Annotated in this window: 28 protein-coding genes; 15 read left to right on the forward strand and 13 right to left on the reverse strand. The window is 54.4% G+C overall.

Going from position 1 to position 26,784, the window contains the following annotated elements:
* Nucleotides 1-36: 36 nt before the first annotated feature.
* Both RDV48_16705 and RDV48_16710 read left to right on the forward strand, forming a co-directional pair.
* The gene (locus RDV48_16705; GenBank protein MDQ7824444.1) at nt 37-1,641 is read left to right on the forward strand and encodes an AI-2E family transporter; all 1,605 of its coding nucleotides are present in this window, start codon (nt 37-39) and stop codon (nt 1,639-1,641) included.
* A 107-nt stretch (nt 1,642-1,748) separates the two neighbouring features.
* Nucleotides 1,749-1,997 carry a hypothetical protein gene (locus RDV48_16710; GenBank protein ID MDQ7824445.1) on the forward strand — a complete coding sequence of 83 codons (249 nt, stop codon included), beginning with the start codon at nt 1,749-1,751 and terminating at the stop codon, nt 1,995-1,997.
* A 118-nt stretch (nt 1,998-2,115) separates the two neighbouring features.
* Here the strand turns inward: RDV48_16710 and RDV48_16715 are convergent, their stop codons facing one another.
* Together RDV48_16715 and RDV48_16720 are read right to left on the reverse strand one after the other, a co-directional pair.
* Nucleotides 2,116-3,639 (reverse strand): 5'-nucleotidase C-terminal domain-containing protein, encoded by a 1,524-nt coding sequence (locus RDV48_16715; GenBank protein MDQ7824446.1) that lies wholly within the window; start codon nt 3,637-3,639, stop codon nt 2,116-2,118.
* A 137-nt stretch (nt 3,640-3,776) separates the two neighbouring features.
* On the reverse strand, nt 3,777-4,088 hold the full coding sequence (locus tag RDV48_16720; GenBank protein MDQ7824447.1) for a hypothetical protein: 312 nt from the start codon (nt 4,086-4,088) through the stop codon (nt 3,777-3,779).
* Nucleotides 4,089-4,206: 118 nt separating this feature from the next.
* Between RDV48_16720 and pth the strand changes: the two genes are divergently transcribed.
* A complete protein-coding gene (pth, locus tag RDV48_16725) occupies nt 4,207-4,809 on the forward strand; it encodes an aminoacyl-tRNA hydrolase (GenBank protein ID MDQ7824448.1) in 603 nt (200 codons plus the stop codon).
* On the opposite strand, the gene RDV48_16730 is transcribed toward pth, so the two are convergent.
* Nucleotides 4,769-6,514, reverse strand: coding sequence for a protein kinase (locus RDV48_16730; protein ID MDQ7824449.1), 1,746 nt, complete (start codon nt 6,512-6,514; stop codon nt 4,769-4,771). The two genes, pth and RDV48_16730, sit on opposite strands and share 41 nt — an antisense overlap.
* A 341-nt stretch (nt 6,515-6,855) precedes the next feature.
* On the opposite strand from RDV48_16730, the gene RDV48_16735 reads away from it, so the two are divergent.
* The 11 genes from RDV48_16735 (at nt 6,856) to RDV48_16785 (ending at nt 17,274) form a co-directional block, all read left to right on the forward strand.
* Nucleotides 6,856-7,986: a response regulator gene (locus tag RDV48_16735; protein ID MDQ7824450.1), complete on the forward strand. Its 1,131-nt coding sequence runs from the start codon at nt 6,856-6,858 to the stop codon at nt 7,984-7,986.
* A gap of 184 nt (nt 7,987-8,170) precedes the next feature.
* Entirely contained in the window at nt 8,171-8,386 is a 216-nt protein-coding gene (gene rpmE, locus RDV48_16740; protein MDQ7824451.1) for a 50S ribosomal protein L31, read from the forward strand.
* A 110-nt stretch (nt 8,387-8,496) separates the two neighbouring features.
* Nucleotides 8,497-9,189, forward strand: coding sequence for an FAD-dependent thymidylate synthase (gene thyX, locus RDV48_16745; protein ID MDQ7824452.1), 693 nt, complete (start codon nt 8,497-8,499; stop codon nt 9,187-9,189).
* Nucleotides 9,186-9,797 carry a thymidine kinase gene (locus tag RDV48_16750; GenBank protein MDQ7824453.1) on the forward strand — a complete coding sequence of 204 codons (612 nt, stop codon included), beginning with the start codon at nt 9,186-9,188 and terminating at the stop codon, nt 9,795-9,797. The genes thyX and RDV48_16750 overlap by 4 nt, the downstream gene beginning before the upstream one ends.
* Nucleotides 9,798-9,960: 163 nt before the next feature.
* Nucleotides 9,961-11,028 (forward strand): peptide chain release factor 1, encoded by a 1,068-nt coding sequence (gene prfA, locus RDV48_16755; GenBank protein MDQ7824454.1) that lies wholly within the window; start codon nt 9,961-9,963, stop codon nt 11,026-11,028.
* A 33-nt stretch (nt 11,029-11,061) separates the two neighbouring features.
* Nucleotides 11,062-11,922 carry a peptide chain release factor N(5)-glutamine methyltransferase gene (gene prmC / locus RDV48_16760; protein MDQ7824455.1) on the forward strand — a complete coding sequence of 287 codons (861 nt, stop codon included), beginning with the start codon at nt 11,062-11,064 and terminating at the stop codon, nt 11,920-11,922.
* Nucleotides 11,923-11,927: 5 nt separating this feature from the next.
* Nucleotides 11,928-12,380 carry an acetyl-CoA carboxylase biotin carboxyl carrier protein subunit gene (locus RDV48_16765; GenBank protein MDQ7824456.1) on the forward strand — a complete coding sequence of 151 codons (453 nt, stop codon included), beginning with the start codon at nt 11,928-11,930 and terminating at the stop codon, nt 12,378-12,380.
* A gap of 10 nt (nt 12,381-12,390) precedes the next feature.
* Entirely contained in the window at nt 12,391-13,761 is a 1,371-nt protein-coding gene (gene accC, locus RDV48_16770) for an acetyl-CoA carboxylase biotin carboxylase subunit (GenBank protein MDQ7824457.1), read from the forward strand.
* The gene (nusB, locus tag RDV48_16775; protein MDQ7824458.1) at nt 13,761-14,282 is read left to right on the forward strand and encodes a transcription antitermination factor NusB; all 522 of its coding nucleotides are present in this window, start codon (nt 13,761-13,763) and stop codon (nt 14,280-14,282) included. Before accC ends, nusB begins: the two co-directional genes overlap by 1 nt.
* Nucleotides 14,260-16,599, forward strand: a complete 2,340-nt coding sequence (locus RDV48_16780) for a PBP1A family penicillin-binding protein (GenBank protein MDQ7824459.1) — start codon at nt 14,260-14,262, stop codon at nt 16,597-16,599. The genes nusB and RDV48_16780 overlap by 23 nt, the downstream gene beginning before the upstream one ends.
* 27 nt (nt 16,600-16,626) lie before the next feature.
* Nucleotides 16,627-17,274 (forward strand): hypothetical protein, encoded by a 648-nt coding sequence (locus tag RDV48_16785; protein ID MDQ7824460.1) that lies wholly within the window; start codon nt 16,627-16,629, stop codon nt 17,272-17,274.
* Here the strand turns inward: RDV48_16785 and RDV48_16790 are convergent.
* The 6 genes from RDV48_16790 to RDV48_16815 all read right to left on the reverse strand — a co-directional run bounded on the left by RDV48_16790 (nt 17,216) and on the right by RDV48_16815 (nt 23,521).
* The gene (locus RDV48_16790) at nt 17,216-19,546 is read right to left on the reverse strand and encodes a protein kinase (protein ID MDQ7824461.1); all 2,331 of its coding nucleotides are present in this window, start codon (nt 19,544-19,546) and stop codon (nt 17,216-17,218) included. The genes RDV48_16785 and RDV48_16790 overlap by 59 nt on opposite strands.
* Nucleotides 19,547-19,678: 132 nt before the next feature.
* Complete coding sequence (locus tag RDV48_16795) at nt 19,679-20,833, reverse strand: HD domain-containing protein (protein MDQ7824462.1); 1,155 nt, start codon at nt 20,831-20,833, stop codon at nt 19,679-19,681.
* 19 nt (nt 20,834-20,852) lie between these two features.
* The gene (locus tag RDV48_16800; protein MDQ7824463.1) at nt 20,853-21,764 is read right to left on the reverse strand and encodes a hypothetical protein; all 912 of its coding nucleotides are present in this window, start codon (nt 21,762-21,764) and stop codon (nt 20,853-20,855) included.
* A 15-nt stretch (nt 21,765-21,779) separates the two neighbouring features.
* Entirely contained in the window at nt 21,780-22,334 is a 555-nt protein-coding gene (locus tag RDV48_16805; GenBank protein MDQ7824464.1) for a CvpA family protein, read from the reverse strand.
* Nucleotides 22,335-22,437: 103 nt separating this feature from the next.
* Nucleotides 22,438-22,548, reverse strand: a complete 111-nt coding sequence (locus RDV48_16810) for a YqzL family protein (GenBank protein ID MDQ7824465.1) — start codon at nt 22,546-22,548, stop codon at nt 22,438-22,440.
* Between the two features lie 154 nt (nt 22,549-22,702).
* Nucleotides 22,703-23,521 (reverse strand): RNA methyltransferase, encoded by an 819-nt coding sequence (locus RDV48_16815; protein ID MDQ7824466.1) that lies wholly within the window; start codon nt 23,519-23,521, stop codon nt 22,703-22,705.
* Between the two features lie 184 nt (nt 23,522-23,705).
* Here RDV48_16815 and RDV48_16820 point away from each other — a divergent pair, with 184 nt between their 5' ends.
* Nucleotides 23,706-24,029, forward strand: a complete 324-nt coding sequence (locus RDV48_16820; protein MDQ7824467.1) for a hypothetical protein — start codon at nt 23,706-23,708, stop codon at nt 24,027-24,029.
* A 3-nt stretch (nt 24,030-24,032) separates the two neighbouring features.
* On the opposite strand, the gene tsaD is transcribed toward RDV48_16820, so the two are convergent.
* The 4 genes from tsaD to tsaE are packed head-to-tail and all read right to left on the reverse strand — an operon-like array spanning nt 24,033 to nt 26,780.
* Nucleotides 24,033-24,998 carry a tRNA (adenosine(37)-N6)-threonylcarbamoyltransferase complex transferase subunit TsaD gene (tsaD, locus tag RDV48_16825; GenBank protein MDQ7824468.1) on the reverse strand — a complete coding sequence of 322 codons (966 nt, stop codon included), beginning with the start codon at nt 24,996-24,998 and terminating at the stop codon, nt 24,033-24,035.
* Between the two features lie 23 nt (nt 24,999-25,021).
* Nucleotides 25,022-25,573: a ribosomal protein S18-alanine N-acetyltransferase gene (gene rimI / locus RDV48_16830; protein MDQ7824469.1), complete on the reverse strand. Its 552-nt coding sequence runs from the start codon at nt 25,571-25,573 to the stop codon at nt 25,022-25,024.
* Complete coding sequence (gene tsaB, locus RDV48_16835; GenBank protein MDQ7824470.1) at nt 25,570-26,283, reverse strand: tRNA (adenosine(37)-N6)-threonylcarbamoyltransferase complex dimerization subunit type 1 TsaB; 714 nt, start codon at nt 26,281-26,283, stop codon at nt 25,570-25,572. Before tsaB ends, rimI begins: the two co-directional genes overlap by 4 nt.
* Entirely contained in the window at nt 26,280-26,780 is a 501-nt protein-coding gene (gene tsaE, locus RDV48_16840; protein MDQ7824471.1) for a tRNA (adenosine(37)-N6)-threonylcarbamoyltransferase complex ATPase subunit type 1 TsaE, read from the reverse strand. Before tsaE ends, tsaB begins: the two co-directional genes overlap by 4 nt.
* Nucleotides 26,781-26,784: the final 4 nt, after the last annotated feature.

Genomic DNA, 26,784 nt, shown 5'->3' on the forward strand with positions numbered 1-26,784 from the left:
ATACTGAGTATTAGCTCAAGCGAGGGGGGCACGACTATGGATGCAAAACCTGATGACAAGTCTCCGGCAGGCACTCCGCCGGCGCCGCCTGATCCTGACGGCAGCCCTGCAGCCCCCCCCGGCGGGGGGGAAGCCGCTCCCGCTGAAGCCCACGAGGATCACCCGAACACGGCCCTTCCTATCCCAAAGTGGTTCTATTGGATTCTCGCTGCCCTGGGCTGCTACATACTCTACAGGGTCAACGACGTGCTGATGCCCTTTATCGTAAGCTTTGTCGTCGCCTATTTCCTCGACCCCTTCGTGGATTATCTTGAGAGGAGAGGAAACAGGCGGATCGCTGCGATTCTCAAGGTCTACCTGCTGTGTTTCCTCATTATCGCCCTGTTCTTCCTTCTTGTGGTACCCCCGGTATTCAGGCAGATGCGCCAGATCGAGCGGAATATCAGCCGCTACCTGGACACCGTCCATGAGGAAGGGGAGGAGGAATACAACAGGCATCTCCAGGACGGGCCCCAGGGCACACCACAGGTCATCCCCCCTCCCCTGCTCACTTCCTCGCCTGCATACCCGACTGCGGCACCACCAGCGGGGAGTCAGCCATCTGCCTCAACGGGATCCCTGCCGGTACCTTCATTGGATCAGGGCTCACCCTCGCCTTCACCAGCCAGTATGGCGCCTCTTCCTTCATCGAAACCGGCTTCAGAACCTCTCAGTAAGTTCAGGACCCTCTCCGATGAAGAAATCAAGGAAAAGCAGAAGGAGAACATGCTGATAGAGAACCTCTCCTTTTTCTGGCTGGGCCTTACCAAGCGTTACCCCGTTCTCAGGGAACACTTCGGCGACGAGAAGTCTGTCGTCAAGTATCTGCAGGCCAAACAGGAGGAGATTGCCGGCTACTCGGTACGGATCCTCAGCGGAATCAGCAACTGGGCCCTCTCGTCCTTATCCCACGTGATAGCCCTTGTGCTCGTGCCTATTCTCACCTTCTATTTTCTCTGCGTGATCGATCCCCTGAAGGAGCGCCTCCTTTTCCTTATCGGCCATAAGCATTACAAGAGGGAGCTTATCCAGGTCTCCCATGAGATAAACGTGATGCTTGTCAATTACCTCAAAGGCCAGGTCGTCGTGTCATTTCTCGTGGGAGTGACCATAACCATAGGCGCTTCCCTCGTGTCGCTCTTTTTCCATACCAAGTATTCACTGCTGCTGGGCTGCCTTACGGGCGTCACCTGCATCATTCCCTACTTCGGGGCAGTAGTGAGCACTCTGATGGCCTTCCTCATAGGGCTCTTCACTGCCTCTCATTCCCATCTCCTGGCGGCCCTCTTCATGGTGGGAATGATGCTGCTGGTAAACCAGCTCTTTGACAATGTCATCACTCCCAGGATTGTGGGTGAGCAGGTGGGCCTTCACCCTCTCTGGACCTTGTTTGCCCTCCTCGCGGGAGGCAAGCTTTTAGGCTTTCTGGGCATGCTCATTGCGGTTCCCATCGCGGCGTCAATAAAGATATGCCTCATCAGGATCTTTCCCAGGCTTGTTGAGCCTGTCACTGACGATGATGACGGCCGGCCGGAAGGACCTGCCCCGCCTGATGCTTCCACGGGGGAGAAGTGCATGAAAAAGGAGAAAGAGGAGTCTTGAAGGAATAATCCGGGTCTCCCCAGAAAATGTGGGGAACAGCTCACCCTGCGCCTCTGCCGGGGGTGGGCGCACAAAGAGCAGAATATGACTGATGACTGGAGGATCGCATGGAGAAGAAGAATCCCAAGAAGGTAATCACCACCTGCCCGCTCAAAAAGGAAAAAGGGGCCTTTGTGAAGAGCGAGTGCCCTGCCATTAAGAACGTGAGAAACCTCAGGAGAAAGCTCAACACCCTTGAAAGGACAGGGAAAGCCGAGGCCAATGAGCTCGAGAAGCTGAGGAAATCCCTCCGTGACGCGAAGACGGATGAGGCGAAAGACAAGTTCTGCAGCAACTGCTTTCATAAGAACCAGTAAGGAAGTCCAATGAATGGCAAGGAACAGGGGAGCCCGTGAGCTCCCCTGTTTTTTTGGTGCGCCCGGCACGGGCGCACACATTCCGGCTGTCAACCACCTGACAGGTATATGCAGCAGTTTACGCGGCAGCAGTGGAGGGAGCGTCATCACTGACCCTGGCATACCTCACCTCGCTGGGGAGGTTCCTCAGGGTTCCAAGGGTCTCTATCTCACCCTTGAATATCTCGAAGACATCGCCGTAGCTTTTTGTCACCCTGCAGTCCCTGAAGCACTTTTTCTCCTTGATATAGGCATCCATGCTCACCGTGAGGGAGAGTCCGCTGAACTCCTCATGAGAGTACTGCCTTCCCCTGAAGCTGAGAGAAACTATCCGGCTTCCTTCCGGCTTCTCCCTGCAATACTCATAAGTGAGCCCCGAGAAGATTTTTCCATTGACACGGTTCTTGTCCATAAGTCCTTCTTCCAGGAACTCAAGGACCTGGGAGCCCTGGGCCCTCACCTGGAGGAGTGATCTTTTAAAAGGGTGGGCTTCATAAAGATCGCCGAAGGTGATAGGTCCGCGGGGAATCCCCTTCCTGAGGGAAAATGTCGATGAGAGTGCGATGTCGGAATCCCTGCGCTGCGAGTCTATGAAAAGGTTGGTCAGGTTGGTGTTGGCCCCGCCTTCACCGTGCCTGAAGTTCTCCAGCTCTTCTGCGGCATAGCCCACGACCCTGTCTTTTATCCCGTCCAGTTTCGGCAGATAGGACGCTACTATTGACGCCACTTCATTGTCAGCGGGGATATTTTCCGTCACGGGAACAAGGCTGGCCTGATGGGAGACAATTGTTTTTTCCGCTCCGTCAATGACGAGATCAATCTTCCCTATGTAATCTCCATATTCGCCGGCCTGCGTGACAAGGGTGGAGCCTACCATCTCCCCCTCCTTGAGGGCAGTATGGCTGTGAGAGCCCACGATCACGTCGATCCCTTCCACACTCTTCGCAAGCTTCACATCATCACTGTAGCCGAGGTGGGAAAGCACCACCATGAGGTCAGTCTCGCCTTTCAGTTCCCCGACAAAATTCCTGGCAGCGGCAACGGGGTCGTCAAAGGCGATTTCTCCCCGTCCAGGCGTGGCTGTCTCCGCTTCTCGGCATGTAAGGCCCAGTATGCCGATCTTCAGGCCTTTGCGCTCTATGACGGTATAAGGCCTGATAAGATCCACGGCAGGTGATTCCTTGACAGGGGGCTTCATATTTGCCGAGAGAATGGCGGCTCCAGCCCCTCTCATTACGGCGGAGCCGGGGCCAAGGCCCCAGGTCACGTCGTGGTTTCCCAGCGCTATTGCGTCAAAGCCTATTTTCTCGTAGGATTTTCCCACAATCTCTCCCTGGGAGAACTTGCTGTAGAAGCTGCCTTCGAAAAAATCTCCGCCGTCAAGCACGATGGTTCCCTCGCTGTTCCCTGACCGGAGTTCCTTTATCCCTCCCGCGATTCTTGCGATTCCTCCCACTTTCCCCTCTTCTGCGGGGGCGTGCTCTGTCACTTCCCCGTGGAGGTCATTGATATGAAGGATAGTGAGGTGAGTCCTTTTCTCTGCGTTGAGGCTGCTGTTTCCAGAAGGCCGGACAGGAGGCAGGAGATTATGGGCGGTAATCATGACAGTGCTCCTCTTCTCACGATGCTGGATTATCCATTGCTATTTAATCATTATACCGTGAAAAGGTCAGCACCCGGCAGGCAAGAGGTATCTTCTGAACGGCAAGATGCTCCCCGCTCCCGGTAAGGCGCACCCTCTTACTGCTCGTTCATGAACCGGAACTGTATCACTTTTCTCTCGCTGGGCCCCACGGCGAACACCGGGGTATTCAGCTTCACCTGGTCAAAGTGGCATTCCAGAGAATAGCTGCCCGGCTCCACAATAAAATAAAAAGGCTCGTCAATCCTCACAAACCTTGAAGCCTGGGCAAAGCTGTCTCCGTCCCTCCTGAGGCTTACGCTTATATCGGAGATTATCTCTTCAGGAATGTGGTGAGCCGAGACTCTTCCCTCGACAAACCCGACGACAGTCTCGCAGGAGATAGGCCCGTCCTTATCGTATGTGTTCATCGCTGCCACTCCTCTCATGGATCTCTGGCACATATTTTTACCGGAAGAGGGAATTGTCCTTCCTGTCTTTCCGGGTGCCATGGTATGATGAGCCGATACTTTCAACAAAGGAAATGGCATGGATCAGAATATTGTTGCGCTGATAAGCCTGGGAAATCCCGGCGTGGAATATGCCAATACCCGCCACAATGTCGGGTTCATGGTGGCTGATGCGCTTGGCGACAAGCTGGGTATTTCCTTTAAATCAAAGGGCCTTCGGGGTTCTCTCGGCGAAGGCTTTTTTGAGGGAAGAAAGCTTATTGTGGTAAAGCCCGGGACCTATATGAACCTCTCAGGCCTCTGTGTAAAGGCTGTTATGGACTTCTACCGGATTCCCCCCCCGGCAGTCTTTGTCGTAAGCGACGATTTCAATCTTCCCCTGGGCTCGATCAGGATAAGGAGAAACGGCGGGAGCGGCGGCCATAACGGGCTCGCCTCGATTATCCAGGAGCTTTCGAGCGAGGAATTCCCCCGCATGCGTATCGGAATAGGCCCTCTCCCGCCCGGCGCGGAAACCATGCGGTATGTGCTCCAGCCTTTCAGCCTCAAGGAGCGTGAGGTCCTCCCTTCTGTCATAAACACCGCGGTGCAGGCCCTGGAGGCCCTCCTTTCCAACGGCATTGAGAGGGCCATGAGCCAGTTCAATGCACGGCAGAAGCAAGAGGAAGGCTCAGAAACATGACGGCGATGAAATACCCGAGGTAGGCAAGAATGGCCAGGCCGTTCAGCAGGTAATCAAGGGAAGGCCTCAGGGCGCAGAACCTTGAGACACTCTCTGTAGCCCTCGAGAGGTAGAAGGCGAAACTGAAGCCGCCAATGAGGCAGAAGGGCATTATTCTTGTGCCAAGGCTCATGGAGCCTGTGAGGCCGTAGTTTTTGAGAAAGGCGCCGATCTCAGGCGAAGGGGGAAGAGGCACTTCCAGCGAGAGCCTGACAAAGAACCAGATAAGGGGAATGGATAGCGCAAGGATGTAAAGGGGGAAGAAGCGGACTCTGGCCGACGGCTTGAACCTAATGAAGATGAGGGAGAGAAGGAAGCAGCTTGACCATGGGAAAAAATAGAGCAGATATGAAGAGAATCTGAGGCGGGAGATTATTGAGGGATTGAGCTCCCGGGCGGGCAGCAGCATCGACTGCACCTCCCTTATATGGCTGAGGGCTGAGTTGACAGTGCCGGTGAGGTACGATGAGACAAAGAAGGCATAGATCATAGGGATAAGCAGCAAAATGAGGAACACGGCGGCAGGGTGGAGTTCAAGCGATCCCTGGGGCTCCACGATTATTCTCACCGGGATTGTCTTTTTCTGGTTTCTTGTCTCCAGGACAATAGTACCTGTATGGGGCACCCCTAGCTCCAGGGTGTCTGTTTTAATGGTGTAACCGATGTCCAGGTCGTTTCCGTTAAAGACCTGCGATGAGAGCGATATCCAGTTTGCATCAACCCAGGTGCGCCCCGCAAGGAGACCCCCTCCCACATTCATCACATGGATTTTCCCCTGGATCTCTTCATGGGGCTTTACGGTCAGCAGGTCAATCTCCTTGATAGACGTGACCATCTCGGCATTGCCCATCTCCTTTTTCTCAAAGGCCCCCGCAATGTCATTCCTGAACTCGTCGAGAGAGTCGTACCGCTTCCCGGGATCGCTCTCAAGTGATTTTCTCAGGGGGCCTTCCAGCCTTCTCATAAGCTCAAGCATCTTCTCGTCCTGGTGGCTGAAATCAAGCTCGCCTCCCGGTACGCGGGCGGTGAGAACATGGTAAAAGAGGGCACCAAGTGAGTAAACATCGCCTTTTTCCGTCGCCTCCCGCTCTCCCGTGCTTTCCGGGGCAGAGAAGGAGGAGATGCTCCCTTTCAAAACCTCCTTCTTCGTGAGGGGGGGGAAGAAGCGGTCTATCCCGAAATCCAGTATTCTTATTTTCCCCATGGGAGTGATTATCACGTTTGACGGCCTTACAGGGCCCAGCGAGAGGGGGGGGGTCTGCGCGCGGAGAGAGGAAAAACTCTCCACGAGGTGGGAAAACCACGTTCTCAGCTGGTTTTCGCTGAAGCTTTTCTGCCCCTGTTTCAGCAGGTCACTGAAGGTTTTCCCCTCGATGAACTCGCGGACATAATAGCAGCGGCTCCCGTCGGAGAAATAGTCGATGAGGCGGGGAAGGCAGTGGTGCGATATGGAGGAGAGCTCATGAGCAGCCTTGAGGAAGTGCTGCTCGAATGCAGCGAAGTCTTCGCCGCCGTCTCCAAGGAAAAGCTCCTTGACAAGCAGGGTTTTGTTCTGCTTTGTATCTTTCACCATGTAGATATGGGAAAAATTACTCTGACCCAGAAGCTTCGTGATTTCGTACCTGCCCTCATTGAGGGCCGTTCCCTTTGGCAATGGTTCCGGCATGGCGGTCCTCTCGGAGTAAGAGAGATATACTGATATGCTCTTGAGTATAAGCAAAAGGTCAGATATGGATTCAATAGTGCCAGGGGATAATCCTGCACCCTCTTAAAGGCACTCGCAGGAGCAAGGCGGAGGGAGTGATCGGGGGAACCGGGCAATCGCGGAGCAGGAAGGCAGGAACGTGCCGCGGCAAGAGCGAAATTCTGCAGAAACAGAGATTGTCCCGCCTTCAAAGCACTCAGTTCAGCAGCTATTTACAGACTCCCGCGCCCGATATTATAAGGGAGGATATAGGTGAGCCTCATGAGGCAGGCTGAGCTGAATGGGAGGGACCAGGAGGATATATGGCCAAGGACCGCAAGCCCGTAGTGTTTATCGTAGATGATGATGAAAAGAATCTGAAGATCATCTCCTCTGTGATTGAATCGTGCGGATATGATTTCGTGACGGTGAAAAGTGGAATAGAAGCCATTGAGGTGGCGAGGACCATCACTCCCGACCTTATCTTCCTGGATATCATCATGCCCGAGATGGATGGTGTAGAGACATGCCGCAGGCTCAAGGCCGAGGCCACTACCAAGACTGTGCCCGTGGTGATGATTACCGGCCTTGAAGACAGGGAATCCAAGATGAAGAGCCTCGAAGCCGGGGCCAGTGATTTCCTCACCAAGCCTTTCGATATCTCGGAGCTGAAGGTGAGGGCCAAAAACCTGCTGCGGGTAAAGGAGTTTGAGGATTTTCTCAAGCTCCATAACAGCATCCTCGAAAATGAGGTAAAGAGGAAATCGGATCAGCTCAGGGATACCCTCCAGGAGCTCAGCCTTTCGATGGACAGGCTGAAGGAGGGCTATTACGAGACCGTTTACCGCCTCTCGATTGTGGCTGAATACAAGGACGAGGGGACGGCGTCGCACATCTACCGGATCAGGCATTACTGCAATCTCATAGCCAAGGCGCTTGGATGGCCTGAGAAGGCTATGGAGGCTCTCTCTTATGCAAGCCACATGCATGATATAGGGAAAGCGGGAGTCTCCACGGAGATCCTGCTGAAGCCTGCGAAGCTTACCCCGGAGGAGTTCTCCCTCATGAAGCTTCATACCACCATTGGTGCAAGAATCCTCTCGGGGTCAACGTCAACACTGCTGCAGATGGCTGAGCGGATAGCCCTCACCCATCATGAGAGGTGGGACGGCACGGGATATCCCCGGGGGCTCAAGGGGGAGGAGATACCTATCGAAGGCAGGATCATGATAATGGCCGACCAGTACGACTGCCTCAGAAGCGCCCGGCCTTACAAGCCCCAGTCAGATCACAAGACGGTCAGCAAGGTGATCACTGAAGGTGACGGCCGTACGTTGCCCGAGCATTTTGATCCCACTATCCTCCAGATATTCCGGGATATCCATAAGGAATTCAACAAGGTATACGAAAAGTACAAGTTCAGGCATAAGGAGAGATTTCCCGGCGACAGCTGAGCTTCGGCGGAAATGAGTTCCCATGGCTTGGGCGACAAAAATTGACGGATCATGAATGCCGTGCTATGTGGTAAGCAGCGAGAGAACTTTTTTCAGCCCCCATTGCAAAATGAATCGTCCTGTGGTATAATACCTCACGTTCGATATACAAGCATCCAGGTGAGCTTTACAGAGGTGAACGGCAATGAAGGACAAGATACATCCCAAGTGGTTTGAAGCTACATGCACATGCTCCTGCGGCTCGACCTTCCAGACCTTTTCAACGAGAAAGGGCCTCAAGGTGGAAGTGTGCTCGGCATGCCACCCGTACTACACGGGCAAGCAGAGAAGCCTCTCAGGCAAGGAAGGACAGGTGGAAAAGTTCCGCCAGAGATACGGCCTCGACAAGGAAGGGGAATAGGGATTCATCTCTCATGGTGAAGCCTCTTTAATGAAAGAGGGAGAGCCTTGGCTCTCCTTCTTTGTGTATTATCTCCTCTTCTCCATTTTCTCGAAAAGAAGGTGTTCCAGGTGAAAGTGACGCTCTTACAGCATACGCCTGAGCCTGAGAAGCTCGCGGCGGCAGCGGCGAGAGTCTGCTACTCCTCGCAGAGTGCCGGCGAGATCATGGAGGCCCTCACCACGGAAAAGATCCAGAAAAGGATTTCAGACTGCATAAAAAAAGGGCATCTTTCCATTGTGGAGCACGTGAGCTTCACTTTTTCCATAGAAGAGATCTCGAGAGTCACAAGCCACCAGCTCGTGAGGCACCGGATTGCCTCTTACTCGCAGCAAAGCCAGAGGTACGTCAAGATGGGGGGAAGCCCGGAGTTCGTGACGCCTCCGCGCATAAGGGACGATGAGCCCATGAAAGAGAAATTCGATGCATTCATGGGCGATGCAATGAACTTTTATAATGAGATGGTGGGCCGGGGGATTCCCTGTGAGGATGCCCGCTATATCCTTCCCCAGGCCCTCTTTACCACTCTTGTGGTGACTATGAATGCCCGGGAGCTTCTTCATTTTTTCTCCCTGCGCTGCTGCAAGAAAGCCCAGTGGGAAATCCGGAAGCTTGCCTATGCCATGCTTCGCGCCGTGATGAAGGTAGCGCCCGCCATATTTGAGCAGGCAGGCCCCTCATGCCTCTCGGGGGAATGCCCCAGCGCTGACATGAAGTGCTATGAAAAAATGAGCCGTTTGAAACCAGGAGGTCTTGGCACATGACAAAGAAAGGTTCTCTTGAAATCATCTGTGGAAGCATGTTCAGCGGGAAGAGCGAGGAGCTTATCAGGAGAATCAAGAGGGCCCAGATCGCCAGGCTCAAGGTCCAGGTCTTCAAGCCCTCAATGGATAGCCGCTTCGGGGTTCTGGAAGTGGTATCGCACAGCGGATTCACGATAAAGGCCCTTCCCGTCACTCATCCTGACGAAATCCTGGAGCAGCTTGAAGAGGACACGGAAGTCGTGGCCATTGACGAGGTCCAGTTTTTCCCCATTGAGGTCGCTGAAATCTGTGACAGGCTTGCAAGCAGAGGCCTCAGGGTCATCGTGGCTGGCCTGGATATGGATTTCAAGGGGGAGCCTTTCGGGCCCGTTCCTTACCTGATGGCGAAGGCAGAGTCCGTGGACAAGCTAAATGCCATTTGTGTCGTATGCGGAGGGAATGCAAGCCGCTCGCAGAGGATTATAAACGGCCATCCCGCCGAGTATGACAGCCCCACTATCCTTGTGGGAGCGTCTGAAAAATACGAGGCACGGTGCAGGCACTGCCACAATGTGCCCCTCAGCCCTGCGAAGTACAGGCAGGAAGAAGAGCTTCCCCTTAAGTATTGAAGGAGCATTCTCCCATGGAATGGTATGCCGCAATCGGAATATCGTGTTGGAAAAGGATTGCAGACTCTTGACTCTTATGGTATAAAGAGAGTATGGATGGTACGGGTGCACAGGGCACCGGCAGGCACGCTAAGCAGCATGGTATGGGCAGGAGGTAACGCGCATGGAACAGAAGCTGGAAGAGATTGAAGCGCGGTATGAGGAGTTAAACAGGCAGCTCTGCGATAATGACGTTATCGGCAACCTGGAGAAATACAAGGAGCTTGCCAAGGAGCGCTCCGGGATAGAGGAGACAGTTAATGTCTTCCGCCATTACAAGAAAGTGAATGGCGCTCTCGAGGAGAACCTCAGCCTGGTGAGGTATGAGGAAGATACCGAGCTTGCCGAGTATATCAACTCCGAGATTGAAAAAGAGACCAGGGAGAAGGAGCAGCTCAAGGAGAAGCTCCTGAAGATGCTTATTCCCAAGGATCCTTACGATGAAAAGGATATCATAATGGAGATAAGGGGCGGGGCCGGTGGTGATGAGGCTGCCCTTTTTGCCGGCGATCTCTTCAGGATGTACTGCAAATATGCCGAGAAGAAGCACTGGAAAAGCGAGGTCATGAGCTCCAACATCACGGGGCTGGGCGGCTTCAAGGAGGTAGTCTTCTCGATTTCCGGCAAGGGCGTCTATTCCAGGATGAAATTTGAGAGCGGCGTCCACAGGGTGCAGCGCGTGCCGGCCACCGAGGCAAGCGGGAGGGTCCATACCTCCACTGTCACCGTGGCGGTCCTGGTAGAGCCCGAGGAAGTGGACATCCAGGTCAATATCAATGATCTCCGTATTGACACTTACCGCTCCTCAGGCGCCGGCGGCCAGCATGTGAACAAGACCGATTCGGCCGTGAGGATCACCCACCTCCCCTCAGGCATCGTGGTGGCCTGCCAGGACGAGCGCTCACAGCACCAGAACAGGGAAAAGGCAATGAGAATTCTCAGGGCGAAGCTGCTTGATCAGGAGAAGGTGAACCAGGAGATGGAGATCGCCAGGAACAGGAAATCACAGGTGGGGACCGGGGAGCGCAGCGAGAAGATCAGGACCTACAACTTCCCCCAGAGCCGCCTCACGGACCACAGGATCGGCCTCACGGTCCACAACCTCGAGTTCATCATGGAAGGCGATCTTGAAGATATCATCGATGCCCTTGTTGCTCACAGCCAGCAGTCAGCCATTCAGGCGACTGCGTAATACACGGAATATTTCGAGGTGACCTGCGACTCCATGAGCAGCACTATAGCAGAAGTCCTCCAGAAGGGGAAGAAGTTCCTGGGCCGTTCAGCGTCATCGACACCGGAGCTTGACGCTGAGGTGCTGCTCTCCGCTGCCATGGCCCTCTCGCGGACGGAGCTCTATGTACATTTTGACCGGATCGTCAAAGTGCTTGAAATTGAAAAGTACGGGGCGATGCTCGAGAAGAGGATGGAGGGGTTCCCTGTCTCTTACCTTACCGGCAGGAGGGAGTTCATGTCGCTTGTTTTCCAGCTCGACGCCACCTGCTTGATTCCGCGGGCCGAAACAGAGCTCCTCGTGGAAAAGGTAATGGCCTGGCTCGAAAAACAGGATATTCCCTCGCCCCGGGTTCTTGAGTTCGGCACGGGGAGCGGCTGCATAGCCTGCGCACTTGCCAGGTTTCTCCCCCCTGTCACCATTACCGCCACCGATATTTCCGGCGGGGCCCTTGCGATGGCGGAAAAAAATGCCGTGAGCCTGGGTGTCGCCCCCCGCATCCGTTTTACGAGAGGGGACCTCTATGATGCCATTGGCAGCGATGAGCCCTTTGATGTCATCGTATCAAATCCTCCCTATGTGACTCACCAAGAATTCACTGAGCTGCCGAGAAGCGTGAGGGAATTTGAGCCGGTGATGGCGTTGCGGGCTGATGAAGGTGGTCTCTCCATCTCGCGGCGAATTATTGAAGGTTCGGCTTTATGGCTCAAGTCCCGGGGATTGATGGCCCTTGAGATAAATCCGGCCCTGGGCCGGGATCTCGTGGAGCTCCTCGCTGGAAACGGATTTCACCGCTGCGAGGTTCATGATGATCTTGCAGGGTTCCCCAGGGTGATAACTGCGGAAAAGAGGTAGGTAGTGTGGATAATGACAAGAGCTTCCGGAAATTTGTAGGCGCAGTCCTTCCCGGGATTCTGAAGCACACAAGGGGCACTGCGGTGCAGGAATTGAAAATTGAGGAAGAGAACAGCCATATAGCTTTCAAGCGCACAGCAAGGGGCCCTGCTCCCTCCCGGGCCCCGAAGGTCAGGACGGCGGGCCATTCCGCCGGCAAGATCATCGCCATCACTTCAGGCCTTGTGGGATTTTTTCACCGTGCCGCCACCCCCTTTGAAACTCCTCTTGTGGAAAAGGGGCAGGAGGTGACAGACGGGCAGGTGATAGGCTACGTTGAATCAATGAGGCTTATGCACGAGATACGATCACTCGCGTCGGGCATTATCACCGATATCCTGGTCGAGGAGAACGGCAGTGTCGAATACGGGACGGCCCTCATGCAGGTGAGGGACAATGAGGGAAGAAGCCGGGAATAAGGAGAAAGCTGTGTTCAAAAAAATACTGATTGCAAACAGGGGCGAGATTGCCCTCCGGGTCATAAGGGCCTGCAGGGAGCTGGGCATTGCCACGGTGGCGATATATTCCGAAGTTGACAAGGAGTCGCTCCATGTGAAGATGGCCGACGAAGCTTATTGCGTGGGGCCTGCGAGGGTCCTGAACAGCTACCTCAATATTCCCAATATCATCAGTGCCGCCATTATCAGCAAGGCTGAGGCCATTCACCCCGGATACGGCCTCCTCGCGGAAAACGTGGCATTCGCTGAAATCTGTGACAGCCACGGCATACAATTCATCGGGCCCTCTGTGGCTTCAATGGTGCTCATGGGAGACAAGTCCAGGGCAAGGGAGACCATGGAGGGCTATGGCATCCCCATAGTGCCCGGCACCAAAATCATACAGAACAGCAAGGAAGCTGCCGACTTTGCCAGGAAGTGCGATTACCCCCTTATCATCAAGGCCACGTCAGGAGGGGGCGGCAAGGGAATGAGGGTCGTGACCAACGAAGAGGAGCTCCTCAAGTGCATCATGACGGCAAAAGCCGAGGCAAGGACATCCTTTGATGATGACAGGATTTACCTGGAGAAGTACCTTCCGCGGTCCAAGCACATTGAGTTCCAGATTGTGGCTGACGAGCGGGGGAACGTGATACATCTGGGAGAGCGCGACTGCTCCATCCAGAGGAGGAATCAGAAGCTCATTGAAGAAGCTCCCTCAGGGGCTGTGAGCAAGAAGCTCAGAAAGGAGATGGGAGACGCCGCCGTCAAGGGTTCGAAGCTCTCAGGCTATACAGGCGTGGGAACCATAGAGTTTCTCCTTGACCTTGATTCCGGGAGATTCTATTTCATGGAGATGAACACCAGGATCCAGGTGGAGCACCCTGTGACCGAAATGGTGACAGGAATTGACCTGGTGAAGGAGCAGATCAGAATTGCCGCAGGTGAAAAGCTGATGCTCTCGCAGGGCGATGTCGCACTTTACGGCCACAGCATTGAATGCCGGATAAATGCCGAAGACCCCGAGAAGGGATTTGCCCCTTCAACAGGGGTGATTACAAAACTCCACTTTCCCGGCGGCCCCGGCCTTCGGATTGACAGCCATATATACCAGGGCTCAGAGGTCTCTCCCTATTATGACTCCCTCCTTGCAAAGGTAATCTCCTTCGGCCATGACCGCAGCGAGGCCATCGCAAGAATGAGGAGGGCTCTTGATGAATTCCAGATTGAAGGAGTGAAGACCACCGTACCTTTTCACAAGAGAATTCTCGAAAGTGTTGATTTCCGGAAGGGGGAGATCCATACCTCCTTTGTCGAGAAAAGCCTTTCACAGATTCTCAGCGGGCAAGAGGTAAAGAAATAGTGAGAAAGAGGACTATTGCAAGGATCCTGGCGCTATCAGCACTATTTCAGGTCGATGTGGGAGGGATTCATCCCGCCAAGGCCATGGAGAATGTTTTTTTCAGCATTGATGATGAGGTGCTGGGGATTTTCCTTGATGAGGGAAAGGAGAAAGGGATCCTCAGGAAAATATCGTCAAGGGAGAAGCTCCGAGGGTATCTTGACGATGAGAAGTTCCGCTCCTTTGCCGATGAGCTCTTTTCCGGCGTCCTTCAGCATATTCAAGAGCTTGATGCATCTATAGAGGAGAAGCTGAAAAACTGGAAATACGAGAGAGTCGCCAAGGTGGAGAAGAACATCCTGAGGCTAGCCCTCTTCGAGATGCTTTACAGGGATGATATACCGGTTGAAGTCTCGATAGATGAGGCCGTGGAACTGGCAAAGATATTCGGCGACAGGGATTCGGGCAGGTTTGTGAACGGGATTCTCGGTGCAATAAAAGGTGACGAGGTGAAAGAGCATGACAGGTCAGAAGAAGCCTAAAAGAACATTTCTCAAGGTAGTGCTGGTTTTCTTTTTTATCGCTCTTTTTATCGCGATTTTCCTCTTCGGCGTAGTGCTTGCAGTGGTGAGCACCTGCTCCAGGGGTCTTCCCGACGTGGAAAAGCTCACCAAGTTTGAGCCCAGCGAGACCTCCAGGATATTCTCTTCGGACGGCAAGGTCATCGGCGTGCTCTTCAAGGAGAACCGGTTCTGGGTGGCCATCGAGGATATTCCTCAGACCATGCAGGATGCCATGATTGCAATTGAGGATGAGAGGTTCTATTCTCACAGGGGAATCGATCCCAGGTCCATTGCGCGCGCCGCTTACGAGGATTTCAAGGGCGGCGGGGCATCCCAGGGCGCAAGCACTATCACCATGCAGCTCGCGAGGAACATATTCCTTCATCCCCAGAAAAGCCTCCACAGGAAGATCCAGGAGATCATACTTGCCATTCAGATTGAGAGGAGATATACCAAAAAGGAGATTCTGGAGCTCTATTTCAACCAGATTTACTTCGGCGCCGGAGCCTATGGCATTGAGGCAGCGGCCCAGACTTACTTCGGGAAGCATGCGAAAGAACTTACCCTTGCGGAGAGCGCCATGATTGCAGGCCTTCCGCCTGCGCCGAGTGTCTATTCACCTTTTGTGGACGAGGAGTCGGCGAAAAAACGCCAGGCCTACGTGCTCGACAACATGGTAAAGTGCGGCTACATCAACACGCAGCAGGCAAAGAAGGCCAAAGAGCTCCAGCTCGCCTATGCCCCCAGGAAGTCGGAGTTCCAGCTCATCAAGTATCCCTATTTTACCTCGTACGTGCTGAAACAGCTCTCGCAGAAATACAGCGATGACCTCCTCTACCGGGGCGGCCTGAAAATATATACCACCGTGGACCTGGCAATGCAGAAATATGGCCAGGATGCCATCAGGGACGGCATCTCCTTGGCCAAGAACCAGGGCATGAATGCCTCCAACGGCGCGCTTGTAGCCATTGACCCCAGGAACGGCTATATCAAGTGCATGGTGGGCGGGCTCAATTATACAGAGAGGAACCAGTTCAACAGGGCCTGGCAGGCGCGCCGCCAGCCCGGTTCGTCTTTCAAGACTTTCATTTACACGGCGGCGATTGACAGCGGCTATTCACCCGACTCCCTCGTTGATGACAGCCCTGTCTCTTACCAGACAGCCGACGGTGTCTTCTGGTCTCCGGGAAACTGCGACAGGAACTTCCGCGGCACCATGACCTTCCGCGATGCGGTGAAGTGGTCCCGCAATGTCTGTGCCGTCAAGGTCCTTGACAAGCTGGGAATTGACAAGGTGATTGATTATACTCACAGGATGGGAATCAGGGACCCGATAGAGCACCATCTCTCAATAGGGCTCGGAAGCGCCGTGGTAACCCCGCTGGATATGGCTTCAGCTTACGGAGTCCTGGCAAATGGAGGCATCAGGTGCGAGCCCACCGCGATAAAGATGATTATCGATCCTTCAGGCACTGTCATTGAAGATCACCGCTGGCCCCAGGCCGAGGAAATACTTCCTGAGTCCACTGCCTTCACCATGACCGAGATACTGAAGACCGTCATAGAAGGCGGCACGGGTACGGCAGCCCAGATAGGGCGTGAAGCGGCGGGAAAGACAGGTACCACCGACGAGTTCAGGGATGCCTGGTTCGTGGGCTATGTGCCACAGCTTACCTGTGCCGTGTGGACGGGGAATGATGATTATACCCAGATGAACCACGTGTACGGCGGCGATCTTGCCGCGCCCATCTGGGCGAACTTCATGAAGAAGGCCCTGGCGAGGGACAAGAAGCTGGCCTTTTACACTGATCCGAAGGGGATGGCCGGGGTGTACCTCTGTGCCGAGACAAACCTTCGATGCACGGGGTCCTGCCCCAACGTGGTGAAGAAGTATTTCAAGACCTATGAGGTTCCCCAGAAGTTCTGCTCAAAGCATGGGCCCATAAAATATACACCGAAAGGAAGGAAGCCCGACAAGGAGCTTGCTTCGCCAGTCAAGCCCGGTGGAGAGGCAAGTGCCCAGACCAGCATTGGGCCCCTCAGGCCTGAGGGACAGCCGCGCCCGCCCGATGCGCAGCTTCCTCTCTCGGGAAGCGGCGGATCAGGGGCAGCCCAGCCGATTTACCGGCCCAAGGCGATAGAGATCCCCAAGCCTTCCGAAGAGGTTGGAAGGCCCCAGGCCATTGAGATCCCTGCGCCTCCCTCCGAGCCGTCTCATCAGGTGATTGAGATCCCTGCGCCTCCAAAGGATGAGGCTCCTGAGCCGCAGAACACGTCTCCCGGGGTCGAGCTGTAGGCATTAACCCAAGGGAGGGATTGTCCCGTGCATGCTGCGATGAGACTGGGCAGAATAGCCTGCATACTGCTTTCGTGCCTTCTCACGGTATCCTGTGCGAGGAAGGTCCAGGAATTCTCCTTTCCCATGGGCGAAGGCGCTTCCTGGACTTACTCGGGTGCTTACTCCTCAAAGCTTGCCTCAGGCTCCATCAAGCTTCCTGTATCCAGCCATACCCTTCTTGTGCAGGGAGCCAGAGAGATTGACGGCGAGAAATACCACCAGCTCCTTGTCACCCTTGAAGAGACGCCGTATGCCACAATCCTTCTGCAGAACGACAGCAAAGGCCTGTATCTGAAGGATGGCGGAGTGAAATATCTTCTCTTCCCTCGTTCTCTCTCAAAAGGAGCTACATGGAAGGCGAGAATCCTCGGTAAAGAGCTCACTTTCACGGCGGGCGGGGAAAAGCAGGTCACCACCCCGGCGGGAACCTACCAGGCGATGAAAATCAGCTTCAAGAGCGAATCGCAGCTCTCAGGCGCATTCTGGTGCGCCCACAGCACGGGCGCCGTGATCATTGACTATACCGACGGTGATGAGAGGCCGCCGAGGTCTCTTCACCTGGAGCTCAGGGAGTTTAAGAAGCCCCGGAACCCGGCAACTGGCCAGGACTCTCCTGAACCCTCCAGTAAGTGACAAGGCTTCCGCTTGCCGCTGCAAGATAGGTGTTCTTCTCGTATGCGTTGAGCGTGAGGTGCATCACGCGGCCCAGGTTGCGATCGAGCACCACGTTCAGCTCACCGTCGGGGAGATCCCATATCCTTATTGTCTTGTCCTCTGATGAGGTGCACAGGTAAGGGTTGTCCCGTACGAAGGCCAGCGAAAAGATTTCACCGGTGCCGCCCTTGAGGGTTTTTATAGGGACAAGGTTCTGAAGGCTCCAGAGTATTACTGATCCGTCCGTGGACCCGGAGGCCAGGAGCTTGTCATTCGGGGCAGCAGCAAGCATGTTGATCTTTCCCGTGTGGTTCTTAGGCGATTTGATGGGCTTCTTGCCGGCATAATCCCACAGCATGAGAGTGCCGTCAAGATGCCCTGTTATCATGAGGGTGCCGTCTTTGGAGAGGGTGAGGGCAGTGAGGGGTTTCTGGTAATATTTAAGGCGGCTGAAGCTCTGGGTGGCATAATTGTAGACCACGATCTCACCGTCGATATAGCCCAGCACGATGCTGAGCTCCTGGGGATGGAAGGCTATGGTGTGGAGCACATTGTCCACCTTGTCAAATTCAGTGATCTTGATTTTTGTCTTCAGATCATAGACAGGGCACCTGTTCTTTGCGCTGTTGTAAGCGATGTGCCTCCCGTCGGCGGAAAAGGCTATGGTGGCAATGTTCTTGTAGGATTCGGAAAAAGAAGTGAGCTCCTTGTGAGCCACCAGGTCCCAGATTTTCACTGCCCCGTCGCCGCCGCTTGAAGCAAGCAGCTCCTTCCGGGGGTGCAGCACAAGGCATGTCACGGGCTCTCTGTGCCCGTCAAAGCTCAGGTAATCCTTGAAGCGGTCAAGATAGGCGTTGAGCTTCTTCAGGCTTTTTTCCTTCTCCGGAGAGAGGGCTGCAGTCGATTTCGGGGACTGCTCCTCCTTCGGCAAGGAGCTTTTGAATGAGGAAAGAAGCTCTGTGGCAAGCTGCTCGGCCGATGGCGGCGAGGATCTCGCCCTGCCGCTTATCGCCTCTGTAGGCATAAGCTCAAGATTGAGGGGGGAAGAGGAAGGAAGTGGACCGGGAGTCTGCGGGAAATGGGGCTTGAGAATCGAGGTGTCAAGCCCCGGCAGGTCGGAGGAGCCCCTTCTCTCAGTCTCCGGCTTAAAGGATATCCCTGAAGAGTCGCTCTCCCTGAATTCCGGCAGGGGGCCCCCTGACCTGATGGTCTCCAGGGCCGCGTACATGTCTTTTGCCGAGGCCCACCTGTTCCTGTGATCAAGCTCGAGGGCCCTCATCACTATCTGGTGCAGTCTTTCTGATACGGCAGGCGCTGCCTCCCTGAGGGGGGGGAACTGAAAGGGGACGCGGGGTGTGACCCCCGAAAGGAGTTCGTGCATGGTGGCACCCAGTGCGTAGATATCAGAGACGGGGAGAGGATTTCCCGAGTACTGCTCCGGCGGGGCATAGCCCACGGTGCCGATCTCCGTTCTGGGGGAGTTGTCGGGCGTGAGCGCCCTTGCTATCCCGAAATCCACAAGGACGGTGCTCTTGTCCTGCTCCCTTATCATGATGTTTGAGGGTTTGAGATCGCGGTAAACGACGGGGGGACGCTGGGTATGGAGGTAGTGGAGAATTTTCAGGATATCACCGGCAATCCTGATGACCCATTGTTCCGGGAGCCTGTTCTGAGGCTGGCCTTTCATAAGCTCCCCGAGATCGATTCCCTGGACATAATCCATCACCAGGTAAAAGCGGCCCTTCTCTTCAAAAGAATCTATCACACGGAGAAGGTTGGGATGGATGAGCGAGGCAAGGATTGTGGCTTCCCTCTGGAAACGCTCGGTGGCCCTCTTTCTTTCCTCTTCGTTGATGAAGAACTCGATAAGCTCCTTGAGGGCCCAGTTTTTCTGAAGCCTGTTATCGTAAACCTCGTATATTGCTCCCATACCGCCGCGCTTGAGAGGCTTGAGGACCTGGTACCTGTTCTGCAGGAAAGTCCCCGGAGAGAGCTCCGTTCTTTTTCTTGAATCGTCCTGGGGTGGAGGTGGCTCAGGGGCCGGGACGATGGCCGGGACGGGCTCCCAGCCGGCAGTCTGTTCCCTCCTCGGGGGAGGCAGGGGGAGCTCCACGAGCTTCCTCAGCTCCTCGAGCTGCCCGGGAGATATCTTCTTTTGCGGTGGCGCGACGATCAGGCGGGCACCGCAGGTGCTGCAATACAAGGCGGAATCTTCAGTATCTTTTCCGCAGGCGGGACATTTCATTTTCATAATGTTATGCTGCTGCATCCTGAAAAAAAATACAAGAGCAGGCTGTACGCTTTTGAAAAGGCACAACCTCCCCGGTCCCTCTCTGCCTTCCTGGTACTGCACGAGACCTCATGCACGATATTGATATTTCACTTACCAGTCTATGATATCCTTCTCATGGCACCTGATCTTTTTGTAGAATGTGGATATTTTATAATAGTGGGAGAGATCGCCGAAACAGCTCATAACGTCGGCCTTATAGAGCCTGAGAATGTCTGGGAAGAGGCGGTGCTCCATGAACTCGGCTTTTCTTCTTTCCGGCATGTGATAGAGCACATGGGAAAGAAGGTGGTGTTCAATGAGAAAGGTCACATCCCTTATCAGGCTCTCTTCAAAGCCGATCCGCCTCAGTATCTTTCTGGCGGCCCTTGCCCCCGCCGCCTCGTGACCGGGGAAGCTGAGTCTTTTCTGGAAGACGGCGGTCTCTCTTTTCCCTATATCATGGAAGAGAGCCCCCAGGGCAAGTGCCAGAGAAGGCCTCTTCAGGTGCTTGAAGCACTCGATGGTGTGCTCATAGACATTGCCTTCAGGGTGATGATCCTTATCCTGGGGGACCTCCCTTGTCGCGACGAGCTCGGGAAAAAGCGACTCGAGCACTCCTTTCTCCTGCAGCGCCACAATGGTTCTGTGGGGGTTTTCCCCCGTGAGGAGCGCCCCGAGCCCCCTTTTCACCGAAGGCATATCATCTTCCCTGGGAATAAAGACAAGGGCCCTGAGCATCTTCTCTGTCTCAGCATCAATGGTGAAATGATCGTTCACCATGAGATCGATGATATCCAGCAGTAATGAAGGCTTCTGGGTGATGCTGTCTTTCAGGCGGGGCATGAAGACCAGCAGCCTTCCCCTGAGATGGTGATAGGCGGACCAGGGATCCAGGAACACGTCCCTGTGGGCATCGTAAAGGAAAGTGAAGACCGTGGCAGGCTCAAATTCAGATAACTTTCTGAGCACGCTGAAGTAATCATCACTCTGAGGGCGTGAATAGATTTTGCAGCGTGTCAGCCTCCCATGGTGCTCCACCTGCACGTCAAAGCACCTGCTCCCGGGGAATTCTACGGAGTCGAAGAGCTCTGCAACTTCCACAAGCGATGCATCGGTGTGAATGACGGGCTCAATCCCGGAAGCGGGAGATTTCAGCAGGTTTTTTGTTACGACAAGCCCTGAGAAGAGCGCGGTAAATCCTTTGTTCATGAGCTGTGAGAGAACATGCTCGTGTCCTTCACGCAGTGAGGATTTCCATGCTCTCATGGGCTTGCCCCTGAGGATGCTATGCTTGCGGCTTTGTCACGCGTTTCTCGAGGAATTTGAAACATGCCTCGTTGAATTCAAAATTTTTCCTGTTGGCTTCTTTTGATTTGCCCTGCAATTTCTGTGACTTGTCCTTTGACGGCGATTGCAGGTAGTTCTCAAGATCCCTGTGGAAGTCAATGTAGGAATCGAAGCTCTTTACAAAGAGCAGGTTCAGCTCCTTTACATCGCCCTGGGCATTGACGGTATCGACGGATTTCTTGAGGGTCTCGGCCTCGCCGACAAGGGCTTTCTCCTCTTTCTGGGCCTGCTCCAGATCGATATCCCCGAAATGAAGCTTTATAAGCAGTTTTTCCATGTCGCGGGAGATAATGACCTGCTTGCGCATTACTTCAAGCACCTTGTTATTCCAGGCGAAATAGTCCTTTATGCTTGTCGATACGCCTTCCAGCTTCAGAGTGCCTTGAAATTCCGCCTGGGCGGCTATGTTTTTTACCTGGCAGTCATAGACGGCATCAATATAGGAGAGGAGGTGGCTCATGAGCTTCCTGCGGATATCGTCAGCCTTGAGGTCCTGTTTTTCTATGAAGTTGCGGTGGTTGATCACCGACGAGATAAGGATGTCATTAGAGGAGAGATACAGCTCATGGAGCTTTTTCAGATCCGATGAGGGCTCGAGCTTCTTCATCTCCGACCTTGTGCCTTCCATCTCAAGCTTGATTGAGGCAAGCTGCTTGACGGCCTCCCCTTTCGTGGACTCGCCGTTCATCCAGTAGTTGAAAACCTGGTTTGCCTGCTCCATGCACCCTATTTCCCGGAAGATGAGCTGGCCCACCTTGAGGTTGTAATACACATAATCCTGGATGGGCGTGGCGAGGAGCGGCATTGTGCAGACAATAATAAGGATGCATATGAGCAGAGCTTTTTTCATGATATCCTCCCTTTTTCAGGTCCTATTCTCCTTGTTTTTCCATAACTCCTGTCTTTCAAAGGCCTTGGCGATATTCTGCGATACCTGCCTGGTGGTGAGGGGGCGGATCACGGCGGCGAAGGCAGGGTTAAGGCGCCGGACCTGCGCGGTGAAAGGAGAGCGGTAGAGGTCCTCCTTCAGCCATGAATCCTTGAGGCTGCTGAAACTGATGAGCACGATGATCCAGAAGATCAGTACGAATTTGAAGACTGCAAAGATCCCGCCCGTGACTGAGAGAAGGGCTTTGCTGTATTTATCCTTACAGTGATGGCTCAGGCGGACAGAGAATGTTGCACCTGCAAGCAGGAGGGGGAGGAAGATAATGAAAAATCCTGTCCATGCCGCCGATACGGGGTTCTCAGGGCAGATCTTGAGCACGATCATCGTGGGAATCTCGTAGAGGGCAAGGCAGAGCAGTATGCCAGCCGTGAACACGAGAAGATCCACAAGCTCGCATATTCCTCCCCTGAATACTCCCGTGATGAAAAAGGCAATGAATACAATGATGATTATGGCGTCAATCCAGGTCATAATGCCCCTTATACTTCGGCATAAAAAAGAATTCCTTCACAGGTGTGCCACCTTGAAGGATTCTTTAAATATCAGTCTCTGAAGCTTGTATCCAGACCAGGGCTTACTGGGTCTCTTCCCCTTTTTTACCTTGAGTGTTGTCCTTGTAGAGCAAGTAGGCTGTGGGGGAACCAGTGTTCTTGAAGATTTCCCAGTAAAAATCTGATCCTGTCATAACTTCATTCCACCTCTTCTTTCCGTTAATATTAATCCCTTAAAAGCCCTTTGGTGTCGGCCGCTCTCACTCCATGAGAACGACCTTGTGCTCTACTATACCACATAAACATATTTTTGGCAAGTATTTTTCCATGAAAATCTTGTCCAAATTGTTACCTTTTCGCCAGAAAGCGCAGCTCATAAGAGCGGTAGCAGATCAGAGCGGCGGTGATTGACACGTTGAGCGATTCCACTGCCGGTTTCATGGGCACCCTTATCTCCTTATCGGCAAGCTGCCTGAGCTCGGGGGAGATCCCGCGGCTTTCGTTTCCCAGGATCACCGCCATGGGGGTGGTGCAGGGCCATTCAGGGAGGAGGTGCCCCCCTTTCGATGAGGTGCTGAATAAGGCCATCCCCTTCGATTTCATCTCCTTTATACAGGGGATATCGGCGTTTCCGGCACTATAGAGAGGCACAGTGAAGATCGCTCCCGATGATGCACGGACGGTCTTTGGATTATAGGGATCGACATGGGGTGTGAAGAGGATCACGCCCGTTACCCCGAAAGCGCTTGCGGTCCTGAAGATGGTGCCAAGGTTTCCCGGGTCCTGGAGCCTGTCCAGGATCAGGTAAAAACTCTCTTTGCTGACCTCTGCCTCTTCAATTCCCATGGCTTTCGTCTCCACGACGGCCAGGATTCCCGGTGAGCTCTCTGTCGTGGAGAGATGTTCCATGAGCCTGTCTTCAATGAGAAAGGACCTTCCGGCCTTCTGCATGAGCCTTTCGAGAAGGGTACCGGCGCCTTCCTTCCCGTAGAATGAACGGGATACAAAGAGGAACCTGAGGGAGATATCGCTTCCCGCCATATCTTTCAGCAGGTTTCTCCCCTCAACGATGCAGGAATGCTCAATATCCCTGTTTTTCCTCTCCTTGAGCGAGGCGGCGTACTTGATGAAATGGTTCTGCCGGGAGGTGATTTCTTTCAGGGCCACGGTAATCCGCCTTTCTCTGCGGTGCAGCAGGCATGAGAGAATTCTCTCCCGCCTGTGCCGGTTCCTTGTTTTCCCCGCAATAATTCAGGAAGGCCAGCCTCGAACAGTCATCCGTTATTCGGGAAGGAAAAAAGAGAATTGTGGAGAAACATTACTTCCCGATTTTTTCGTGCCATAAAGACAGATGGAAAAACTTCAGGCCCTTGCCTTTCATTATGGAGTGAGCCTTAATGTGCTTGCGTCGCTCTATGCGGCGAAGGTGGTGCTTTTCTGGATCTCCTTTGCCCTCGCCGTGAGATGCATGCGAAGAAAGAATTATCACGGCGCAGTCTTCTGGAGTGTGACGGCCCTTCTCTTCGGGATCTCCCCCTATACCTATCTTCTCGTGGTGGGAAGAGGCTTCCCTGCCTGGCTTACGGCGCTTCTCGCTTCGCTTGCCGTGGCATTCGCCTTCACCGTCTCCTGGAAGCTGAGACGCAAGGCGGCGGGAGAGTGCACTCCGAGATGACCCTCACTGAATATCGTCCCACGTGAGGTTGGGGTTGGCGTCGAGAAAAAGGGACCATTCCCTGCCTCTCTTAAAGTCATACCAGGCAGCGCATGCCACCATTGCGGCGTTATCGGTGCAAAGCACCGGCGGGGGAATCGAGAGCTCAAAATTCCTGCGCCTGGATTCTTCGCCAAGACGGGCCGAAAGAGAGGAATTGCAGGCTACGCCGCCTGCAAGCATAAGCCTCCTGATGCCGGTCTGCTCAAGGGCAAGAAGGGACTTTCTCACCAGGACATCCACAATGGCGTGCTGAAGCGAGGCACAGACATCCTCCATCGAATGGTGCCCCGGCGGAGTGTTTTTCACAAAATACTTGACTGCCGTCTTGAGGCCGCTGAAGCTGAACTCCAGGGAATCCTCCTCGAGGAATGCCCTGGGGAATTTTATTGCCCGGTGGTCTCCGCTGCGCGCCCGCCTGTCGATCTCGGGGCCCCCGGGATAGGGAAGGCCGAGAATTCTTGCCGACTTGTCAAAACATTCGCCGGCTGCATCATCCCTTGTCTCACCCAGCAGCTCGAATCTGCCGTGCTCCCTCATGATGACGAGGGCAGTATGGCCTCCCGATACGAGAAGGCACAGGCAGGGGAGAGGCAGGGAGGGATTCACCAGGAAGTTGGCATACACATGGCCTGCAAGGTGGTTCACCCCCACGAGGGGTATGCCAAGCAGCCCTGCCATGGCCTTGGCAGTGGCTACACCTACCAGCAGGGACCCTATGAGGCCGGGACCGTGACTTACCCCGATTCCCCCGAGGTGCCTCCAGGCGAGGCCTGAGCTTTTCAATGCCTCATCCACAAGGGGGTTCACCACTTCCAGGTGCTTCCTGCTTGCCAGCTCAGGAACGACACCGCCGAATTTCTCGTGGAGTGCAACCTGAGAGGAGATAAGATTCGCGATAATCGTGGCACCGTCTTCGACGAGAGCCACTGAAGTTTCATCGCAGCTTGTTTCTATGCCGAGCCAGATAATCTCTCCTCACCTCTCTCCCTTGCCTCGTCGAGGCTTTGTTCAAGTGCTTCCAGGCGTGCCCTGTAGGAATCCTTCTGGAGGTTGCCGGCCCACATGACAAGGGCATTGTTTCCCTCGCCGTAATAATCCCGCCGGATACCTACCCTGTTGAAGCCAAATTTATCATAGAGCCTGAGCGCCGCGGTATTTTTCTCCGCCACCTCGAGGGTGGACCACCGCGCTCCCCTGGTGATGGCCTCGCGCATGAGGCGGAGCACGAGGCGCAGGCCGATTTTTCTGTGCTGGCAGGAGGGGTCCACGGCCAGAGTCGTGATGTGGGATTCATCCATTATGATCCACGCTCCCATATAGCCCACCACCATTTCACCTGTGTGCGCCACAAGGTAAAGGCCTACCTTGGTGTTCTGGAGCTCACGCTCAAAACCATCTTCAGGCCAGAGATCAGTGAAGCACTGCTTCTCGATCTCCCTGATACGCGGGATATCTTCAGCGCGCATGAAGCCGATGGACACCGGGGCCTCTTCATCTCTCACTGTGTGGTCTCCGCTCTTTCCTGGCGCTCCTCGGCGTCTGATTTTCTCATATAGAAGGGGGAAGCTTCATAGCAGGAGACGGCCCTCCCTCCATGGTAGCCCGCAAGTGCCAGGGCCATGAGAGCCGGAGCCCTGGGATACCAGTATGAGGGGGGAAGGAGCACGGCTTTCACTCCGCCGGCGTCACCGGCTGGTTTTTCATAGCGCTCAAGAGCATTCCCCGTGATGATGCACCGGGAGCACTCCAGGTTTTCAATGGCACTGGCAAATTCGGCAGCTTTGAATGCCCTGTATCCCGAGATGCTTTTAAGGGCACCGTCCACAACGCGGTAAAAGGAGGCAAAGATTTCTCCGCGGCGGGCATCAAGCGCTGAGCAGACCACTTCGTCTCCGCGGGGCATGACATTTCCTGCAATAGCATCAAGGGTGTTCACGGTCACAAGCGGTCTGCCGAGAACCTGCCCGATGGTCCTGGCGGTGGCAAGCGCCAGACGCAGGCCCGTGAATGATCCAGGGCCGGAAGTGACGCCGATAAAATCGATCTCCTCTGCTGACAGGCCTGTTATCCTGAAAAGCTCCATCAGCGACGGCATCATGAAGAGAAGCTGCCCCCTGGGGCGCTCAAAAAACATCTCACCGGCGACGCGCTTCCCCTTTCCGAGAGCCACGCAGAAGGTATCTGTGGCTGAATCGATAAGAAGCACCTTCATGGCTGCCATTCCTTTCCAATGTTCTGGAGACGCAGCTCTCCAATGAGCCTCTCGTACCTCTCCCCGCTGGCGGTAAGGGTAATGAGCCTTTCCTCGTCATTTTCCTCTCCGTACTCGAGGGTGACCATAAGGTACTCTTCTCCCATAAGCCTGCCGAGCCTTTCAGCCCATTCAACGAGGGCGACGCTGTCGGAAAAAAGAAACTCCTCATATCCCAGGTCAATGAGCTCTTCCGGGTCTTCCAGGCGGTAAAGGTCAAAATGGTTCACTGCGATCCTGCCCGCGAGGGACCGCATGATCACAAAACTTGAGCTGGTGACCTTCTGCCTGACGCCGAGGCCCCTGCATATCCCCTGGATGCACACTGTTTTTCCTGTTCCAAGGTCGCCTGAGAAGCCGATAATCTCGCCGCCGCTGAGGAGCCCGGCAAGGGTTTCGCCAATTTTTGCTGTCTCGCCGGGGGATTTCGTAAGAATCTGAAGGGAGCTTTCCGTCATAATG

The sequence above is a fragment of the Candidatus Eremiobacterota bacterium genome, from assembly GCA_031082125.1.
GTDB lineage: Bacteria > Vulcanimicrobiota > CADAWZ01 > CADAWZ01 > Ess09-12 > Ess09-12.

Coding starts and splice junctions, on each gene's coding strand:
- RDV48_16705 (MDQ7824444.1), top strand. CDS start 37: ATGGATGCAAAACCTGATGACAAGTCTCCGGCAGGCACTCCGCCGGCG.
- RDV48_16710 (MDQ7824445.1), top strand. CDS start 1,749: ATGGAGAAGAAGAATCCCAAGAAGGTAATCACCACCTGCCCGCTCAAA.
- RDV48_16715 (MDQ7824446.1), bottom strand. CDS start 3,639: ATGATTACCGCCCATAATCTCCTGCCTCCTGTCCGGCCTTCTGGAAAC.
- RDV48_16720 (MDQ7824447.1), bottom strand. CDS start 4,088: ATGAACACATACGATAAGGACGGGCCTATCTCCTGCGAGACTGTCGTC.
- pth (MDQ7824448.1), top strand. CDS start 4,207: ATGGATCAGAATATTGTTGCGCTGATAAGCCTGGGAAATCCCGGCGTG.
- RDV48_16730 (MDQ7824449.1), bottom strand. CDS start 6,514: ATGCCGGAACCATTGCCAAAGGGAACGGCCCTCAATGAGGGCAGGTAC.
- RDV48_16735 (MDQ7824450.1), top strand. CDS start 6,856: ATGGCCAAGGACCGCAAGCCCGTAGTGTTTATCGTAGATGATGATGAA.
- rpmE (MDQ7824451.1), top strand. CDS start 8,171: ATGAAGGACAAGATACATCCCAAGTGGTTTGAAGCTACATGCACATGC.
- RDV48_16750 (MDQ7824453.1), top strand. CDS start 9,186: ATGACAAAGAAAGGTTCTCTTGAAATCATCTGTGGAAGCATGTTCAGC.
- prfA (MDQ7824454.1), top strand. CDS start 9,961: ATGGAACAGAAGCTGGAAGAGATTGAAGCGCGGTATGAGGAGTTAAAC.
- prmC (MDQ7824455.1), top strand. CDS start 11,062: ATGAGCAGCACTATAGCAGAAGTCCTCCAGAAGGGGAAGAAGTTCCTG.
- RDV48_16780 (MDQ7824459.1), top strand. CDS start 14,260: ATGACAGGTCAGAAGAAGCCTAAAAGAACATTTCTCAAGGTAGTGCTG.
- RDV48_16790 (MDQ7824461.1), bottom strand. CDS start 19,546: ATGAAAATGAAATGTCCCGCCTGCGGAAAAGATACTGAAGATTCCGCC.
- RDV48_16795 (MDQ7824462.1), bottom strand. CDS start 20,833: ATGAGAGCATGGAAATCCTCACTGCGTGAAGGACACGAGCATGTTCTC.
- RDV48_16800 (MDQ7824463.1), bottom strand. CDS start 21,764: ATGAAAAAAGCTCTGCTCATATGCATCCTTATTATTGTCTGCACAATG.
- RDV48_16805 (MDQ7824464.1), bottom strand. CDS start 22,334: ATGACCTGGATTGACGCCATAATCATCATTGTATTCATTGCCTTTTTC.
- RDV48_16810 (MDQ7824465.1), bottom strand. CDS start 22,548: ATGACAGGATCAGATTTTTACTGGGAAATCTTCAAGAACACTGGTTCC.
- RDV48_16820 (MDQ7824467.1), top strand. CDS start 23,706: ATGGAAAAACTTCAGGCCCTTGCCTTTCATTATGGAGTGAGCCTTAAT.
- tsaB (MDQ7824470.1), bottom strand. CDS start 26,283: ATGAAGGTGCTTCTTATCGATTCAGCCACAGATACCTTCTGCGTGGCT.
- tsaE (MDQ7824471.1), bottom strand. CDS start 26,780: ATGACGGAAAGCTCCCTTCAGATTCTTACGAAATCCCCCGGCGAGACA.